The organism is Saccharopolyspora terrae (genome assembly GCF_004348435.1).
GTDB classification, from domain to species: Bacteria; Actinomycetota; Actinomycetes; order Mycobacteriales; family Pseudonocardiaceae; genus Saccharopolyspora; species Saccharopolyspora endophytica.
This window is the reverse complement of record NZ_SMKS01000024.1, coordinates 63,075-81,009: the sequence shown is the minus strand read 5'-3', so window position 1 is coordinate 81,009 and position 17,935 is coordinate 63,075. Positions and strand designations below refer to the sequence as shown.

The window sequence follows — 17,935 nt, the reverse complement described above, 5'->3', positions numbered from 1 at the left end:
CTGAGGCCTTTGGTGGTATCGGTTGATCTTGGTCGACAACCCTTCTACCAGGGGCCTCACCATGCCCAGCGCCGCCCCGCTCCAAGTTCATCCCCACCGAATCCGGAAATCCTTACGCCCCAACACGGCCCGATCAGGATGAAAAGACCTCAGTGGATCAATGCAGTGCTGAACAACCGCCTGATGCCGCTCAGGCTGCTTGCACACAAATATCGCCAGGATCCTGACAGCTAGAACCAGAACTTTCCCCTTCGCCAATACTCCAAACGCAGAGAAGCGCTGGATTCGCCTCCACACCGCCGCCACGGCTGCTCGAACCACCGCGTCTGGGACTACTCTTCTTGCATCATCTTTCCTGTGCTGCACCACGATGTCCGCAACACGATCTGGGATGGTTTCGACAGCGGAAATTCCCTTATCCATCTCAAAAGCAAGCTGCGCGAGCATCTCGCACCAAAAATGGTCCGCCATTGCTTGGCGCACGTCCGGCGACATCAGGTGAGGGCAGTTTCTCTCGACTTCTTTCAAGCTGAGGCGCAGGATGCGTCCAATGTGCTCGACCTGCTCGGCGTCGGGCCGCTCTGATGGACCCTCGATCGTGTCGTCATTTCCCGGCTGCACCGCTGACGAGAAAGCATCGGACTCAGAGGACTCTGGAGCAATTCGTGCACCACCATCAGGTGGAGTGCGAATCGACGAATCCACTCCAGACTCCCCAGATGAAGCCGTACGCGACCTGAACGACCAGCTCCGCAACAGGGAGATGACCTCAACCAAGCAGATGCCGACCGCAGCTGCCTTGTGCGCGAACGTAGTTCGCGGGTTCGCCTGCTTCTCCTTCTTTTCCAGATGCTTCTTCTGCTCCCGGGACCAATCCACTTCCGCTCGATCTCTGGCGACCTTCAGATCCGCTGGATCCTCAGAAGTCGCCAGTCTGAGCGCACCTTCCCAGCCGTGCCTTGTTCCCGAGCACCATCGACACCTGCAGGTGCGACTCGTAGCATTCTCGCAGTTGGGATAATGCTGTGTCCGCATTAGCACCTCCCAGCCGAGCATGGCGCCGACTCCGCAAACCCCGGTACCGCCAAGTCGGCGAGCAGCAGTTCGAACCCGGATGCCACGAATGCTGGAGACAAGTAACTCACCGTAGACGTGCACATCACACGCAATTCATGTCAAGCGAACATCGGTGTCCACTTCCCGAAAATCTTCATTCACGAATGCACCAGACGAACCGGCCGCCGAGCGGCGATAATCCTGCAGGAGGCGAACACAAAGCTGACTCGTCAGTGACGGCGCCGTTGGCCACGGAGTGGTGGATTCCACGAGGCCCAATTGAGTCACGCGAGATGCTGAAAGAAGCAGCGGCACCGTGAAGAAGAAATCCCCCTATGCACGAAAACGCCTACCGATCTGGCGCAAGTCGAGCCCGGTCCGCCCCGAAGGGGGTGACGGCGTCGAGGTCGGCTTCGCCGACTCCGGTCGCGCCGTCCGTGATACCAAGCAGGGCGGGTGACCCGAGCCGGGCGCCTTCGCTGCGTTCTCAACCCGGGTGAAGTCCGGCGATCTGTGGAAAAGCCCTCCGTCGTGGCCTTCGTCTTGGTAAGAAAACGGGGCGCTTCTGCTTGGACGAAGGGACAACTCGTGCCGGCCACTGATCAGGAGTTCGCGCGGTTCGCGAAGTGGGCACTTCCGCTCCGCAGCAACGCGACCCCTGGGATCGTCGCGAAATGGCTGGTCGCGACGGCTACCGGCGCTGATCTCAAGGAACCGCGCAACGAGTGGGACGACTACGACGTCAAGACCGCCAGTGGCGTCACGGTCGAGGTGAAGTCCAGCGCCCTCCTGCAGGCGTGGGAATCCCCGCAGGGCAAGGCGCCCGCAATCGCCTGCACCCGTCTGCGCGGCCAACGTCTGGCTCCGGGTGGCGCGACCTACTTGCCCGGCCCGCCTGAGTTCCGCGCCAGGGTGTACGTGTTCATGGTGCACGCGGAGACCGACCCCGATCTCTACGACGTGTTCAACCCCGACCAGTGGAGGTTCCGCGTGGTGCCCCGCTCCAGGCTCATCGAGGTGGACCAGAGCAGCATCCGCGACTCGCGACTGGAAGCGTTCGGCTTCACCCACGTGCCGTATGCCGAGCTCAGCACCAGGATCGACGAGGTCGGGCAGCGGGAGGAGATTCCCGAGCACCCGCAGGAACGAACCGGCTGATGCGACTCCCGATGGCACCGAGCTCGTCTCTCCACCGCTGTACTCGGGTGGGTTGGATCGCGACGTTCGCGCCGATCTGCGCTGGATTCCTGATCGCCGGCGTTTTCTCGCACTGGGTGTTCCTGGGGGCGGCTGCGCTCTGGCTCGCGGCCCTGGGGTGCGTGCTCCGCTTCGAGTCCCTCAACTACCACGACCGCTCGACTCCCCGAGCCGGCCCGCGACGGCAACTGGCCAAGGCCGGTTGGCTGCTCCTCGCGCTGGCCTTGATCTTCACTGCTGCCGGGGCCATTAGCGCCGCTTTCGCGTGAGCGCCGATGGCTCAGATCTTCGTCGCCATCCGATGTGCGGGAGGCGTCGTGGGCAGGTTCTTCGCCCCTGGCAGGACTCCTCGATGGCCTGTTGTTCGGTAGATGGGCGGTTCCCGACTCCTCGCCCGGCTGACCTGCGCGGGGGTGTGTGGGGTGTTGGACTGGGGGTGCGCGCCGCCGTTCGGGGAGACAGGTGTGGAGATGTCGGATGAACGTTCGTCTTCGGTTGCGAGTGGCCGGGCGTTGGGGGTCTGGCGGGCGTTGAGCGCCCTGTTCCTGGTGGGGATGTTTGCTCGGGGTGTTGTTCGTGGTGAACGCGGTGGGGTCGGTTGCGTTGGCGGTGGGGGTGGTCGTCCTCGCGGTGACCACGGTGCTCGCGCTCCGGAGGCGCGCCGGTTGAGTTCGCTGTGCGACCGCCGGTGTCGCTGAGCGAACGACGCCGAATCGGTCGCGTGAAGCCGTCGCCGCCACGTCTTGCCTGGTGAGGGCCACCGCAGGGAACGGATGGTGCCCCGCGTCACAGCCGGTTCAGCTCGGTCTCGTGCTTAGGATCCGCGTCACAACAAGCGCCCTTGGCCCGAGATGGCGCTGCGCGTCTCAACGTTGAGCGGGAGGTCGTGGATGACCGGCAGGATTCGGAATCGGCAGTTCGCCTCGAAGATCGTCTCGGCCGAGGAGGCCGCCGGGATGATCGAACCCGGCGAGAACGTGGGCATGAGCGGGTTCACCGGTGCCGGGTATCCGAAGGAGGTGCCGGGAGCGCTGGCGAAGCGGGTCGCGACCTCCCACGAGCAGGGGCTGCCGATGAAGGTCGGGTTGTGGACCGGGGCTTCGACCGCTCCGGAGCTCGACGGGGCGCTGGCCGAGGTGGAGGGGATCGACCTCCGGCTGCCGTACCAGTCGGACCCGGTGAGCCGGGCGAAGATCAACGCCGGTCGGCTCGACTACACCGACATCCACCTCTCGCACGTGGCGCAGCGGGTGTGGCAGGGCATCTACGGCGAGCTGGACGTGGCCGTCATCGAGGTCAGCGGCATCACCCCGGACGGCCGGTTGATCCCGTCATCGTCGGTGGGCAACAACAAGACCTGGCTGGAGCAGGCTGATCGGGTGATCCTGGAGGTGAACTCGTGGCAGAGCGAGCACCTCGACGGCATGCACGACATCTACTACGGGACCGCTCTCCCGCCCCACCGCAAGCCCATCCCGATCACCCACCCGGCCGACCGGATCGGCGTGCCGCACCTGGAGTGCCCGGCGGACAAGGTGATCGCGGTCGTGGAGACCGAATCACCCGACCGCAACGCGGCTTTCACACCTCCCGACCGCACCTCCGAGCAGATCGCCGGGCACGTCCTGGACTTCCTTGAGCTGGAGGTGCGCAGCGGCCGGTTGCCCCGGGAGCTGCTGCCGTTGCAGTCCGGGGTGGGCAACGTCGCCAACGCGGTCCTCGCCGGTCTCGGAGCCGGCCCGTTCGACGGGCTGACGGCTTACACCGAGGTCATCCAGGACGGCATGTTGCAGCTCATCGAGTCCGGCAAGCTCCAGATGGCCTCCGCGACGGCGTTCTCGCTGAGCCCGACCGCGGTCGACCGGTTCAACCGGGACACCGCCGCCTACCGGGACAAGATCGTGCTGCGGCCGCAGGAGATCAGCAACCACCCCGAGGTGGTGCGCCGGCTCGGCTGCCTGGCGATGAACGGGATCGTGGAGGCCGACATCTACGGAAACATCAACTCCACGCACCTGATGGGCAGCCGCATCCAGAACGGCATCGGCGGCTCAGGCGATTTCGCGCGCAACGCCTACGTGTCGATCTTCGTGACTCCGTCGCAGGCCAAGAACGGCGACGTCTCGGCGATCGTGCCGATGGTCTCGCACGTCGACCACACCGAGCACGACGTGGACGTCGTCGTGACCGAGCAGGGCCTGGCCGACCTGCGCGGCCTGTCGCCGAAGAAGCGGGCGGAACGCATCATCGACCGCTGCGCGCACCCCGACTTCCGACCGCTGCTGCACGACTACTTCCAGCGGGCGCAGCACTCGTCGTTCGGCCTGCACACCCCGCACCTGCTCGACGAATCCCTCTCCTGGCACCACCGCTACGTCCAGCACGGGTCGATGCGCGGTTGAGCGTCCACCTGCGTGTGGGGTGGGGGTCGGGGTCAGACTGTGGTCATGTCTCAACCGCCGTTGCTGCTCGCGCTGGATCTGACGGGGACGTTCGCGTTCGGTCTCAACGGTGCGCTCACCGCCGTGCGGATGGTGCGGCTGGACCTGGTCGGGGTGCTCACGCTGGGCATGATGACCGCGCTCGGCGGCGGCATCCTGCGGGACATCCTGATCGGGTCGCTGCCGCCCGCGACCTTCAACGACGTGCTCTACCTGGGCGTCGCCGCTGGTGGGGCGCTCGTGGCGTTCTTCATCAGCGTGGAGCTGGAGCGGTTCGCGAAGCTGATCACGATCTTCGACGCGGTCGGTCTCGGCGTGTTCTGCGTGACCGGTGCCAGCAAGGCGCTGGCGTACGGGCTCGGCGGGGTGCAGGCCGTGCTGCTGGGGGCGCTCACCGCCGTCGGCGGCGGGACGCTGCGCGACGTGGCGATCAAGCGGGTCCCGTCGGTGCTGACCAGCGACTTCTACGCCGTTCCGGCGCTGGTGGGTGCCGCGCTGACGGTGTTCGCCGTGAACCTGGGGATCTACGGGATCGCGAGCGCGCTCGTGGCCGCGGCGGTGTGCTTCACCATCCGGATGCTCGGGGTCCGGTACAGCCTGCGGGTGCCCAGCACACCGCGGCGCGACGGTGCGGGCCGACCCGCGGTGGCGCATCCTGGCCGAGGTTCCGCGCGCACGACCAGGGGCGAGACCAGCATGGACACGTCACGAGCCTCCGCGGTGCTCGCCGATCTGGACACCGCGCTGTCCTGGCAGGAGGACTTCTACCGGGATCTGCACGCGCACCCGGAGCTGTCCCACCAGGAGACCCGGACGGCATCGCTGGTCGCCGAACGACTCCGGGAACTTGACTACCAGGTGCACGAGAAGGTCGGCGGCACCGGCGTCGTCGGGGTGCTGGCCAACGGTGACGGGCCCACGGTCCTGCTGCGGGCCGACATGGACGCCCTGCCGGTGCGGGAGGCGACCGGCCTGCCCTACGCGAGCACCGCCACCGCTGACGGCGAACCGGTGATGCACGCGTGCGGCCACGACGTGCACGTGGCCTGCCTGCTCGGGGCCGCGCAGCTGATGGCCTCGGCCACCGGGCAGTGGAACGGCACCCTGGTCGTGCTGTTCCAGCCCGCCGAGGAGGTCGCCGACGGCGCCCGGGGCATGGTCGACGACGGTCTCCGCGCGCTCATCCCCCGGCCTGATGTGGCGCTGGCCCAGCACGTGCTGCCGATGCCGGCCGGGACCGTGGCCACCAACGCGGGCCCGACGCTCGCCGCGGCCGACAGCATGCGGATCACCGTGCACGGGCGCGGTGCTCACGGGTCGATGCCGCAGTCGGCGATCGACCCCGTCGTGCTGGCCTCGATGATCGTCGTGCGGCTGCAGACGGTCGTCGCCCGCGAGATCGCGCCCGGTGAGCCGACCGTGCTCACCGTCGGCAGCGTCCGCGCGGGCACCAAGAGCAACATCATCCCCGACCGGGCGGAGATCCTGCTCAACATCCGCACCTACAGCGAGCGGGCCCGCGCGGACGTGCTCGACGCGATCGAACGCATCGTCACCGCCGAGTGCCAGGCCTCGAAGTCGCCCCGCGAGCCCGAATTCGAGCTGTTCGAGCGCTTCCCGGTCACCGACAACGACGCCTCGTCGACCGGCAGGGTCGCCGAAGCGTTCGCCGGCCACTTCGGGGACCGCGCCGGGCCGCTCGGCCAGTGGGCCGCCAGCGAGGACTTCAGCGACCTGGCCACCGCCTTCGACATCCCCTACACCTACTGGGGCATCGGCGGCATCGATCCCGATCTGTTCGAACGCGGGCCCCAGGAGGTCCCGGCGAACCACTCGCCCACCTTCGCGCCCGTGATCCAACCGACGTTGAGCACGGGCACCCAGGCTCTCGTCGTGGCCGCTCTCGCCTGGCTCTGACCGGCGACCTTGCTCACTCGAACGGGGCGCACTGTTCACCGCTGCGTCCGCACCGAAGGTCGGTTCGTTCACGACCGGTTCACAGGTTCAGCCGAAGGTTGTGTCGCTTTCGTCAGATTGGAGCACTTTCAGTGGACACGACTTCGGCCCGCCGCCGTGCGGCAGCGGGTGCCGCCGCGCTCGGCATCCTCGCCACCGGACTCGCGGTGACGCCATCGGTCTCGGCGAACCAGACCGCCCCCCTCGAGCGGATCCACCGGGACCTGCTCGACCACTCCGACCGCGCGCCGCTGCTGGCGGCCGCGCACCGCGGAGCCTGGCGCGACCACCCGGAGAACTCCCTCGCCGCGATCGACGAGGCCGTCCGGGACGGCGCCGAGATCGTCGAGATCGACGTGCGCAAGACCGCCGACGGCCACCTGGTTCTGATGCACGACGAGACCGTCGACCGCACGACGAACGGGACCGGCGAGGTCTCGGACCTGACGCTGGCGCAGATCAAGCAGCTGCGGCTGAAGGAGCACCTCGGCGGCGAGCAGGCGGCCCTGACCGCGCACTCGGTCCCGACGCTGGACGAGGCCATGCTCGCGGTCAAGGGCCGCGCGATGGTCAACCTGGACAAGGGCTGGGGCATCCGCGAGGACATGTACCGGGTTGCTGCGGGCGACCGGCACGGTCGATCACGGCCTGTTCAAGGGCAGCCCGACCGTGCAGGAGGCCGCCGACTTCATGGCCCAGGATCCCGAGATCCTCTACATGCACATCATCAAGGACGAGAACGCCGACGTGGTCGGGACTTTCCCCGGACGCCAGCCGGTGGCCTACGAGGTCGTGTTCGACCAGCTCACCGACCCGCAGGTGCAGCCGGCGCTGCTGGATCAGATCCAGCAGGACAGCCGCGTGTGGATCAACACGATGTGGCAGGACCTCGCCGCCACCTACACCGACGAGGCGTCCCGTCGCGACCCGGAGCTCGGCTGGCAGGCCGTCGTCGAGGAGCACGACGCGTCGATGATCCAGACCGACGAGATCGAGGGCCTGCACCACTGGCGCAACGGCGGCGACATGAGCCGCTGGGAGGCCCAGCCCGGCGGCCGCACCGTGCGCGTCCAGGCCGAGGACCACGCGCCCGGCGGTGAGGGCGTCGGCTACCACGACCTCGACCCGAACACCTGCGGCGGAGAAGGCGGCGTCGACGTGTGCGACGTCGAGGGCGCGATCGCGGTGAGCTCCGTCAGGTCCGGCGAGTGGATCAAGTACGCGGTGGAACTCCCGCGGTCCGGGGACTACCAGGTGTCGGCGCGGCTGGCCTCCAACGGCGCGCCGGCCGGGCGCATCGCCATCGACTGGGCCGACGGGACCACCGGACGCCACGACATCGGCAACACCACGCACGAGACCCGGGCCTTCGACCTGCAGCCGCTGGAGACCCGGCACTTCGAAGCGGGCAGGCACGAGTTCGTCGTGAAGGTCGACGACGACGTGGCGCCCCGCTTCAACCTCGACCTCTTCCAGTTCGACCTGCGGTAATCCGAGATCACGACGAGAGGCCGGCTCCGACGGGGCCGGCCTCTCGTCGTGTCGGCAGGTTGAAGGAACCGCACAAGTGCCACTGACGATTTGTACGTTTTCCACAGTGGCGTTGGTCTGAACGTCTGCCATGATCGGGCTTGAACGGTGAGGTCACATCACGGGAGGGCTGGTCATGGGCGGCGCTATCGCACGCACCCGTCGTGGTCCACGGGCCTCAGCGATGATCGACTCGCCCCCCGAAGACCGCGCGACCGTCCGGCCCAGACCGGTACGCCGCCGACGGTAAACACCCCGCACGGCCGAGCGGCGCGAGCGGACATCATCCGCCGACGCCCCGCCGTGCCTTCTCTCCGATGCCGCGCACGTCGGATCGATGAGATCCGCGCGTTCCCCCACGCACCACGCGGCCCACGCCTTGATCCCGGCGCCCCCAAACCGACCCGTCGACACGAGGAAGACCATGACGACCACGCAACCCCACTGGATGACCCAGGACGCTCACGACCGGCTGCGGGCCGAGCTCGCAGATCTGGTCTCCCACCGTTCCGCCGCCGAGCTGGACGACGAGGGGCACCGGCGTGCTCGCATCCGGCAGATCAGGGATCTGCTGGACAACGCCGTGGTCGGTGACCCGCCGCCGGACGACGGCGTCGCCGAGCCCGGCATGCAGCTCACCGTCCGCTACGACGACGGCGAGATCGAGACCTTCCTGCTCGGCACCCGCGACGGCACCGACACCGACGGTCTCGCGGTCTACTCCCCCGAGTCGCCGCTCGGCGCCGCCCTGACCGGAGCCCGGCAGGGCGACGAGCGGACCTACGACGTCCCCAACGGCGGCACCGAGCGGGTCACCCTCCTCAAGGCGGTGCCGCATCGCGCATGACCCGTTCTCGGGTGATGCTGCGCCCGGGGCGGTTCTGGTCCGCACCGTCCATGATCAATGTCTGTGGTGACCGGACGGTTCGGACCAGAACCGCGCCCTCGGGCTCAGCCCTGCTGCGCCGCCTTCTCGATGGCGTCGATGATCCGCGGACGCAGCTCGTCGGCGCGCACGATCGCGTCGACCGAGCCGACCTCCACCGCGCGCTGGATGCTGTGCACCCGGTCGAACTCCGCAGCAACCTCACCGAGCTTCTCGGCCCGCACCTCGGCGCGGACGTCGGCCAGCTTCAGGCTCTGAGCCGCTCGTTCCGGACCGTCGGCAGCCGCCACGAGCTCTTCGAGCTCCCGCACCCTCGGGTCGTTCGCGGTGCGCTCGTTAACGTCACCCGCGAAGACGACCGCTGCCGCCGGTGCGCCACCGATCACCGAGGCGTAGGAACCCTCGACCGCGAGGACGGTCATGTTCGGGTTGAGCGCCTTGGAGAACACGACGAACGCGCCGCCGTGGTACCGGGAGATCACGCAGAACACGATCGGGCCGTCGAAGTTGACGATGGCCCGGCCGATCTCGGCGCCGTACTCCAGCTGCAGCTTGCGCATCGACTCGGGTGAGCCGTCGAACCCGGACAGGTTCGCCAGCACCACCAGCGGCCGGTTCCCGCTGGCCGCGTTGATCGCCCGCGCGACCTTCTTCGACGACCGCGGGAACAGCGTGCCCGAGGTGTAGGCGTCCGGGCCGTCGGTGGGCGGGAACCCGCGCCGCGCGACCGAACGCGATTCGACACCGATCAGGCAGACCGGGCTGCCACCGAGGTGCGCGTCCTGGACGACGGCCGTGTCGGCGTCGGCCATCCCCGCCCAGCGCTCCAGCACCGGGTGGTCCTGGTCGGACACCGCCCGCATCACGGTCCGGATGTCGAAGGACTTCTTGCGGTCCGGGTTGTGCTCGGACGAGAAGATCTGACCCACCGTGCTGAAGTCGCTGTCGGCGAGCTCGTGCGGGTAGGTCGAGATGTCGCGGTCGCGCGGGTCGCTGCTGCCCGCACCGCGCGGCCCGGTCTCGCCGGGGGCGATGTAGGTGTGCTCGTAGTGGGCCATGAGCACGTCGTTGGCCGCGGCGAGGTTCGGCGCCCAGTACTGCGCCTGACCGTTCGGTCCCATGACGCGGTCGTAGCCGCCGATGCCGAAGTTGTCCTCGGCCGACACACCGCCGGAGAAGTCCAGCGACTGCTTGCCGGTGAGCACCATCGCCGAATCCGGTGTCATCACCAGGATTCCCTTGGTGTGCATGAGCATCGTGGCCTCGGCGTTCCAGTACGGCTGCGCACCGACGTTGATGCCCGCCACCACGACGTTGATCTCACCACCGCCCTGGGTGAAGGTGACGATCTTCTTGAGCGCGGCGGCCACCCAGTCCATGTTCTCGGTGCCCGAGGACATCGAGATCCGCGCACCGGCCGACAGCGCGAACCACTCCAGCGGCACCCGCATCCGCTCGGCGAGGTCCAGCGCGGCGATCACGCGGGAGCACTCCGGCTCCGACAGCGCGCCCAGCGCCTTGGTCGGGTCGCCCAGCAGCACCACCCGCGACATGCCCTCGGGGTGCCGGCGCGTGGGCGTGGTGACCACGCCCGCCACGATCGCCGCCGAGTTCTGCCCCTTCGGCCGGTCCACCGGCACCAGCACGCCGTCCTCGTCGAGGTCGTGCTCGACGAACGTGCCGTGCGCACCGGCGAGCACCTTCGTCAGCTCGTACGGGTAGGCGGTTCCGCGGTTGGCCGCCCGCAGCACCTTCTGCCGGTAGGAGTCCAGCGGCTGGATCGGCTCCACCGACGGCGGCTCGACGGAGAACCGCATCCCCGCCCCGGCGTCGTAGCCGATGCGCACCGCGACCTCGCCGAGCTCGCCGGTCTCCGGGTCGGGCTGGCGCACCAGGAACAGCACTTCCTCCAGCCCGGCCCCGGCCGTCGTGGGCAGCACGCGCTGCGCGACGACGTCGAGCTCGTCCATGGACAGCTCGTTCGGGGGCCAGACGTAGATGACGATGCGGTTGGTCCCGGATCGCTTGTTCGCCTTGGGCTTCGTCGCCTGGGCCTTGCGGATCGCGTCGAGGCACGCGGTGAGCACGCCCTCCGCGGCGGGCAGTGCGACGAGCCTGCCGTCGGACTCCCGCAGCGGCGTCAGGTCCCGCACCTGCGCCAGCGCCACCAGCCGCTCGTCGGCCGGGTTCTGCGGTGCCACGCACCGGAACAGGTAGACCTCCTCGTCGGCCGAGGGCAGGCGGTCGAGGTCGAACTCGCGCAGCCGCTCCAGCTGCATCCGGTCGGCGAGCAGCGGGTGCAGCCCGCGGATCAGGCGTTCCTCGGCGAAGCCCTCCGGCGACGGGCGGAAGGTGAAGTGGTGGTGCATCACCGCACCGCTGGGACCGGCCACCGTGGTGGTGATCCGGTTGACCTGGCTCGGCAGCTGCTGAGCGGCGAGCACCTCGCCGAGCCGGACCGCCATGGCGTCGGTGTCGTCGGGCTGGCCGTCCCACACCAGGTAGACGTCGGCGACCAGGTCGCCGTCGGTGGCCAGCTCACCGATCGCCCGCACGACGTCGGGCAGCGCGGCGAAGTCCACCGCCGTGCTCACCACGCGCGAACCAGCGCTGCGGTGCTCGGCGGTGACGAAAATGCAGTCGGCGACCTGGACCGAGCGGACGTCGTCGAGCTCCCGGTTGCCGTAGTAGCGGCGGGCGAGCACCTCCAGCAGCGGCGCCGGATCGGTGCCCTCGCGGCCGATGCGCTGGCCGACGAGCCGGACCAGCGGTTCGGCGCTGGAGACCATCGCGGAGATCCGCTCGGCCCGGTCCGGTGCGGCCGGGTTCTCGTCCAGGTGCTTCAGGTGCTTGCGCACTCCCGCGTAGACCTCCGCTCGGTGGCGGCGCAGCATCGGCTGGGCGAACCAGCGGAACGCCACGGTGCGCGCGAGGTCGGACAGCGCGGGGAAGCGCAGCTGGGTGGCCGCGACCAGGTGTTCCAGGGCGAGACCGGCGGGCTGGCGGTTCGCGCCGGACGGCGGTGCCTCGGCGAGCCACTGCCGCAGCAGGGTCGACACCGCCGCCTCGTCCGAGGAGGCGCGCTGCTGGGCGAGGAAGATCCGGAAGACCGCTTCCTCCAGCTCCGGGGTCCGGTCCAGCTCGTCGACGCCGTAGTGGGCGAGGACCTTGACCAGGCGCCGCTGGAACGTCTCGGACAGCCCGGCCCGCTCGACGTCGAGGCTCTGCAGGTAGGTGTGGAAGTACTCGCGCGAGCTGTGCACCCGCGAGTCCGCCGCCGTCTCCTCCCCGACCGGCCGGTTGCGGCTCAGCTCGGAGAGGTCGGCGAAGACCTCCAGGAGTTCGATCTCCTCGGCCAGCGGACGCCGTCCGGCCTCGACCAGTTCCTCGCGGGCCCGCAGGTAGTCGTTGAGGACCCGGCGCTCGTCCTGCGGGTCCACGTCGAACCCGAGCAGCATGCTGCGCAGGTCCTGCCGGCTGCGCGTCGCGCGCTCGCCCGCGTCGATCCCCTCCCGTCCCGGGGGGAGCGCGAGATCAGCGGTCTCGGACGCGGCCTGCTCGTCGCCGGGCTCGTCGGCGTCGCCGAGCGGCTCCAGCCGCAGCAGCGGCGCGCCCGTCTCGACCTGACTTCCGGTGCGCACCAGGCACTCCCGCAGCTTGGCGCGGAACGGGGCGCGCAGCACGGTCTCCATCTTCATGCTCTCCAGCACGAGGACCGCTGCGCCTTCCTCGACCTCGGCGCCGACCTCCAGCGGGGTCGCGACGACCAGCGCGGGCGCGGGCGAGCGCAGCACGCCGCCCTCGTCGCGGCTGACCCGGTGGGCCACGCCGTTCACCTCGGCCAGGCACACCGGACCGTGGGTGTCGGTGACCAGGCGGTAGCGCTCGCCGTTGACGGTGAGCTGCCCGACGTGGTCGTCGAAGCGCTCGACCTCGACGTCGGCGGTGTGGACCGGACCGCCGTTGCCCGCGCTGATCCCGATCCGGAACCGCTCGTGCCCGATGCGCGCCACCTGCACGCGGTAGGAGTTGCCGCGCAGCTTGAACTCCAGGGGCCTGCCGCTCTCGTGCTGCGCCTGCGGCCGGCCGCCGTGCGCGGCGGCCAGGAACCGCTGCCGCTCGACGAGCTCGGCGTCCTCGTACGCCTCGATCCCGGCCGCGGCCAGGGCGATCGCGGAGTGCCGGTGCGACTGGAGCTCACCCTCGGCGCGGACCCGGTCGATCCAGCCCGTGTCGGCGGAACCGTCGATCACCTCGGGCCGGTCGAGCAGGTCGAGCACGAAGCTCTTGTTGGTCGCACCGCCGGAGACGATCACCGTCGTCTGCGCCATCGCGCGGCGCAGCCTGCCCAGCGCCTCGTCCCGGTCGCGCCCCACGGCGATGATCTTGGCGATCATCGAGTCGAAGTCGGCGGGGATGCTGTCGCCCTCGTCGACGCCGGTGTCGACGCGGATGCCGGGCCCTGCGGGGAAGTCGAGCCGGACGATCTTGCCCGGCGCCGGTGCGAAGTCGCGCTCCGGGTCCTCGGCGTTGAGCCGGGCCTCGATGGCGTGCCCGGATTCGGCGGGCGGCTCCCCTTCCAGCTTGCCGCCCGAGGCCACGTGCAGCTGGGCCTTCACCAGGTCGACGCCGGTGGTGGCCTCGGTGATCGGGTGCTCGACCTGCAGCCGGGTGTTGACCTCCAGGAAGGCGAACAGCCGGTCACCGGGGTGGTAGAGGAACTCCACGGTCCCGGCGCCCCGGTAGTCCACGGCCAGCGCGAGCCGCTCGGCCGCGGCCTTGAGCTCGGCGTTCTGCTCGGCGCTGAGCACCGGCGAGGAGGATTCCTCGATGACCTTCTGGTTGCGCCGCTGCACGGAGCAGTCGCGGACCCCCAGCGCCCACGCCGTGCCCTGGCCGTCGGCGATCACCTGGACCTCGACGTGCCGGGCGCCGGTGACCAGCCGCTCCAGGAAGACCGCGCCGCTGCCGAACGCCCGCTCGGCCTCCAGCCGGGTGCGCTCGTAGGTGTCGGCCAGTTCCCGCTCGTCGTGGATCACGCGGATGCCGCGCCCGCCGCCGCCAGCGGTGGCCTTGAGCATCAGCGGGTAACCGATCTCACCCGCGCTGCGGACGGCCGCGTCCAGGTCGGCGACCTCGCCTCGGCTCCACGGCGCGACCGGGACACCGACCTCCTCGGCGATCAGCTTCGCGCCGATCTTGTCGCCGAGCTTGCGCATCGCGTCGGCGCTCGGGCCGATGAAGGTCACGCCCAGCTTCTCGCAGAGCTCGGCGAACGCCGGGTCCTCGGCGACGAAGCCCCAGCCGACCCAGGCCGCGTCCGCCCCGGTCTCGATCAGCGCCCGCTCCAGAACACCCAGGTCCAGGTAGGGCCGGTCCCGAGCGGCACCGAGGTCGTAGCCGAGGTCCGCCTCCCGCACGAAGGCCGCCGAGCGGTCCGCGTCGGTATGGAGGGCGACGGTCTCGATCCGGGCCCCTGTCTCGGCCTCGACCTCCCGCACAGCATGAATCAGCCGCATCGCGGCTTCCCCGCGGTTGACGATCGCCACACGACGGAACACCGACAAGACCTCCCAATCTCCTCACGGGAGCTGGCACTCCCGACGTTCAAGAACACCCTCCCGGTTACCGGGAAGTAGGGATATGTAGCCAGCCTGGCGTGGTGGGCCCCGAAAATAGTCGAGACCCACCAAACGGAAGCCCTGTGGACGCCGCCGGTAGGTCCGCGGTCACGATCCGGCGTCGATCATCGGAACCGTTGGTGGACACTGGTGGCGCACACGCACCCCTGGAGGAACCGAATGGCCTTCACCCCGCAGACCTGGCCGGGCCGGGTCATCCCGGCGGACCGGGAGCAGGTCGAGCTGGCCACGAGGAAGCTGTTCGGCGAGCTCTTCCCAGGTCACCCGGTGACCTCGGAGGCCATCGCGATCCTCAACCGCTGGTTCGACGCGGGCTGGTGCGTGGACGCGATCAAGGTCGCGCTCGACAACCTCCCCGAGGGCCAGGAGGGCTTCCAGCCCCAGCGGGGCGACCGGGAGTCGCCGGAGGACTTCCTGGTCCGGCGGTTGCGGAAGTGGTTCCGCGACTCGGACGACGACTTCGAGCGCAACGCGCGGCTGGCCCCACCCCGGGCCGGGCAGTCGCTGGACATGCACCTGCGGCTCAAGCGCCAGCAGCAGATCAACGACGGCCTGGTCACCCGACCCCGGCGACTGTCCGCCGCCGGCCAGCAGGCCCGTGAGCAGGTGCGGGAGCGCGCGGGCAAGGGACGCCCGGACGCGATCGCCCGAGCGCGCGCCCGGGACGCCCGCGTGCAGCGCGCGATGGACGCGCTCGACGTCGCCGTGCCGCCCGCCCACGCCGAGAACGGCCCGAGCGCTCCGGACGATCGACGCGGGTCGCAGATGGTGGCCGCCTACGCCGCCCGGACCGCGACGGTCAAGAACGACCCGACCGTGCGACGCATCCTCGCCCGCCTCACCGAGGAACGCCGGCGTCCGAACGCGCAGGAGACCACGATCCTCCGCCGCGCCGTGCGCGGCGCCCAGCAGCGCGCGAGCCTCGGCACCCTCGACGCCGCCACGGCGGATTCCACCAACGCGGTCCTCGGCGAGGACGCGCAGCGCATCCTCACCTACCTCGACCACGCCGTGAACTCCGGCCTCACCCTCGACCAAACCCTCGCCCTCATGCACACCCAGGTCGACGCCGTGACGTCTCGGGGGCGGGACTGATGTGGTTCGGACCACTGATGTTCACGTGTTCTTGATCCGGTTGTCCAGTTGTCGCAGATCTGCCCCGAAAGTCTTCAGACGCCTCTAGATTCCGGAGGCGCTGGCAACTTTCGGGAGGACGTGTGACGCACAATCGGATCAACCCCGTGATCAAGCTGCTCATCGCCGCTTTCGCCGTGCTCGGCTTGCTCGGCGGCGGCAGTGCCGTGGTCGCCCCGACCGCCACGGCCGCCGTCGCGCAGGCCTGCGAGGTCAACGGTTGCGACGAAGCTCGCAGCTCGAACGAGATCTGGGCCTCGCTGAACTACCCGTCGGAGCGCGGCTGGGTGGACTGGCCGGACGGGCAGTGCAACTTCGCCGGCGGCACCTACAACAACTACGAGGGCCAGCTCCCCGAGGGCCACAACTACCTCGAGTTCGACGTGACCCCGCGCGAGTGCGGCGCCCAGCGCCAGGCCTACCGCCTGGTCCTGGACACGACCACCAACGAGGTGTACTTCTCCCCCGACCACTACGGCACCTTCCACCTGCTGTAGGACTCCAGCACCGGTTGTCCGCCGGTTTCAGCTGAAAGCCCCGCCCTCCCGCTGCGGTGCGCGAGGTTTCAGCTGAAACCGACGTCCCGGACCGGCCGGTCCCGTCACCGGCCGGTCGAGTGGAAACCCCCGTCGGCGTGGAGGATCGCGCCGGTGGTCGCCGGGAGCCAGTCGGACAGCAGGGCGCAGAGGGTGCGACCGACCGGTTCCGGATCGGTGGTGTCCCAGCCCAGCGGAGCCCTGTCCCGCCAGGCCGTTTCGAGGTCGTCGGGACCTCCGATGGAGCGCGCGGCGACCGTGCGCAGAGGGCCCGCGGCGACCAGGTTGACCCGAATCCCGCCGGGGCCGAGTTCCCGGGCCAGGTAGCGGGTCGTGGATTCCAGGGCCGCCTTGGCCACACCCATCCAGTTGTACCCCGGCCAGCTCACGCCCGCGTCGAAGTCCACGCCGACGATCGAGCCTCCCGCAGGCATCAGCGGGCGGCAGGCGACCGCGAGGGACTTCAACGAGTAGGCCGAAACCTCCACCGCTGTCGCGACGTCCGGCCACGGGGCGTCCAGGAAACCCTCGCCGAGGCAGCTCGGGGGCGCGTAGGCGATCGAGTGCAGCACGCCGTCGAGGCGGTCGACGTGGTCGCGCAGCCGCGGTGCGAGATCGTCGAGCATGGTCTGGTCGGTGACGTCGAGCTCGATCACCGGCGGTGGGTCCGGGAGCCGGTTGGCGATGCGCCGCACCAGGCTCAGCCGACCGTAGCCGGTCAGCACGACGCGAGCGCCCTGCTGCTGGGCGACCTTTGCCGCGTGGAAGGCGATCGACGAGTCCGTCAGCACCCCGGTGATCAGGACCTGCTTGCCCGCGAGCAATCCCGGCATCTCATTCCTCCTTCTCCACCGCGGGCTCAATGGCCCATGCCGGCGCCGCCGTCGACCGGGATGAGTGCGCCGGTGATGTACCCGGCCTGGTCCGAGGCCAGCCAGCGCACCGCTGCCGCTACCTCGGCGGGCTCGCCGCAGCGGCCCAGCGGGGTGCCGTCGAGGATCTGCTGCCTGCGGGCTTCCGACAGTCCCTCGGTCATGTCGGTGCTGATCATCCCGGGCGCGACGACGTTGACCGTGATGCCGCGCGAACCCAGTTCGCGGGCCAGCGAGCGCGCCATCCCGAGCAGACCGGCCTTGCTCGCCGCGTAATTGGCCTGACCCGCCTCACCGCGGTGCGCGACCACCGACGAGACGAAGATCAGCCGTCCTCGGCGCTGCCGCAGCATGCTGCGCGCACCGCGCTTGGCCACCCGGTAAGCACCGGTCAGGTTGGTGTCGACGACCCTGCTGAACTGGGCTTCGTCCATGCGCAGCAGGAGCTGGTCATCGGTGATGCCGGCGTTGGCCACGACCGTGGTGATCGGGCCGAGCTCGGCCTCCGCCTCGTCGAACGCCGCGTCGACCTGGCCCGAGTCGGTGACGTCGCAAGCGACGCCGAGGAACCCTTCCGGGGCCCGTCCCCGGTGCGTGACCGCGACGGGTTCGCCCGCCACCTGGAACTCGCGGGCGATCGCCAAGCCGATCCCCCTGTTCCCGCCGGTCACCAATGCTGCCACGG

The 17,935-nt window shown here is 69.6% G+C and carries 13 protein-coding genes and 1 pseudogene; 10 read left to right on the top strand and 4 right to left on the bottom strand.

Going from position 1 to position 17,935, the window contains the following annotated elements:
- Positions 1-87: 87 nt before the first annotated feature.
- On the bottom strand, positions 88-705 hold the full coding sequence (locus E1181_RS15660; protein ID WP_132675440.1) for a hypothetical protein: 618 nt from the start codon (positions 703-705) through the stop codon (positions 88-90).
- 667 nt (positions 706-1,372) lie between these two features.
- On the opposite strand from E1181_RS15660, the gene E1181_RS15655 reads away from it, so the two are divergent.
- The 8 genes and pseudogenes from E1181_RS15655 (at position 1,373) to E1181_RS15620 (ending at position 9,027) form a co-directional block, all read left to right on the top strand.
- The gene (locus E1181_RS15655; protein ID WP_235876799.1) at positions 1,373-1,516 is read left to right on the top strand and encodes a DUF397 domain-containing protein; all 144 of its coding nucleotides are present in this window, start codon (positions 1,373-1,375) and stop codon (positions 1,514-1,516) included.
- Between the two features lie 128 nt (positions 1,517-1,644).
- Entirely contained in the window at positions 1,645-2,214 is a 570-nt protein-coding gene (locus tag E1181_RS15650; RefSeq protein WP_132675438.1) for a hypothetical protein, read from the top strand.
- Between the two features lie 47 nt (positions 2,215-2,261).
- Entirely contained in the window at positions 2,262-2,522 is a 261-nt protein-coding gene (locus E1181_RS15645) for a hypothetical protein (protein ID WP_132675436.1), read from the top strand.
- A gap of 621 nt (positions 2,523-3,143) precedes the next feature.
- Positions 3,144-4,655: an acetyl-CoA hydrolase/transferase family protein gene (locus tag E1181_RS15640; protein WP_132675434.1), complete on the top strand. Its 1,512-nt coding sequence runs from the start codon at positions 3,144-3,146 to the stop codon at positions 4,653-4,655.
- Between the two features lie 45 nt (positions 4,656-4,700).
- Positions 4,701-6,611, top strand: coding sequence for an amidohydrolase (locus E1181_RS32780; protein WP_132675432.1), 1,911 nt, complete (start codon positions 4,701-4,703; stop codon positions 6,609-6,611).
- A gap of 131 nt (positions 6,612-6,742) precedes the next feature.
- Positions 6,743-7,138: pseudogene (locus tag E1181_RS31800) on the top strand (glycerophosphodiester phosphodiesterase family protein); the annotation flags it as partial.
- A gap of 127 nt (positions 7,139-7,265) precedes the next feature.
- Entirely contained in the window at positions 7,266-8,141 is an 876-nt protein-coding gene (locus E1181_RS31795; RefSeq protein ID WP_132675430.1) for a carbohydrate-binding protein, read from the top strand.
- Between the two features lie 463 nt (positions 8,142-8,604).
- Positions 8,605-9,027 (top strand): GreA/GreB family elongation factor, encoded by a 423-nt coding sequence (locus tag E1181_RS15620; RefSeq protein WP_132675428.1) that lies wholly within the window; start codon positions 8,605-8,607, stop codon positions 9,025-9,027.
- A 104-nt stretch (positions 9,028-9,131) separates the two neighbouring features.
- Here E1181_RS15620 and E1181_RS15615 read toward each other — a convergent pair whose 3' ends face one another.
- Positions 9,132-14,627 carry an ATP-binding protein gene (locus tag E1181_RS15615; RefSeq protein ID WP_132675426.1) on the bottom strand — a complete coding sequence of 1,832 codons (5,496 nt, stop codon included), beginning with the start codon at positions 14,625-14,627 and terminating at the stop codon, positions 9,132-9,134.
- Between the two features lie 240 nt (positions 14,628-14,867).
- Between E1181_RS15615 and E1181_RS15610 the strand changes: the two genes are divergently transcribed.
- Positions 14,868-15,803, top strand: coding sequence for a hypothetical protein (locus E1181_RS15610; RefSeq protein WP_132675424.1), 936 nt, complete (start codon positions 14,868-14,870; stop codon positions 15,801-15,803).
- A gap of 122 nt (positions 15,804-15,925) precedes the next feature.
- Positions 15,926-16,339 carry a ribonuclease domain-containing protein gene (locus E1181_RS15605; RefSeq protein ID WP_132675422.1) on the top strand — a complete coding sequence of 138 codons (414 nt, stop codon included), beginning with the start codon at positions 15,926-15,928 and terminating at the stop codon, positions 16,337-16,339.
- Between the two features lie 104 nt (positions 16,340-16,443).
- Here the strand turns inward: E1181_RS15605 and fabI are convergent, their stop codons facing one another.
- Both fabI and fabG read right to left on the bottom strand, forming a co-directional pair.
- Positions 16,444-17,211 carry an enoyl-ACP reductase FabI gene (fabI, locus tag E1181_RS15600; RefSeq protein WP_132675420.1) on the bottom strand — a complete coding sequence of 256 codons (768 nt, stop codon included), beginning with the start codon at positions 17,209-17,211 and terminating at the stop codon, positions 16,444-16,446.
- Between the two features lie 26 nt (positions 17,212-17,237).
- Positions 17,238-17,933 (bottom strand): 3-oxoacyl-ACP reductase FabG, encoded by a 696-nt coding sequence (gene fabG / locus E1181_RS15595; protein ID WP_132675418.1) that lies wholly within the window; start codon positions 17,931-17,933, stop codon positions 17,238-17,240.
- Positions 17,934-17,935 lie beyond the last annotated feature (2 nt).

What these genes read in the sequence shown, in the direction of transcription:
- E1181_RS15610 (WP_132675424.1), top strand. Translation starts at nt 14,868, where the DNA reads ATGGCCTTCACCCCGCAGACCTGGCCGGGCCGGGTCATCCCGGCGGAC.
- fabI (WP_132675420.1), bottom strand. Translation starts at nt 17,211, where the DNA reads ATGCCGGGATTGCTCGCGGGCAAGCAGGTCCTGATCACCGGGGTGCTG.
- E1181_RS15640 (WP_132675434.1), top strand. Translation starts at nt 3,144, where the DNA reads ATGACCGGCAGGATTCGGAATCGGCAGTTCGCCTCGAAGATCGTCTCG.
- E1181_RS15620 (WP_132675428.1), top strand. Translation starts at nt 8,605, where the DNA reads ATGACGACCACGCAACCCCACTGGATGACCCAGGACGCTCACGACCGG.
- E1181_RS32780 (WP_132675432.1), top strand. Translation starts at nt 4,701, where the DNA reads ATGTCTCAACCGCCGTTGCTGCTCGCGCTGGATCTGACGGGGACGTTC.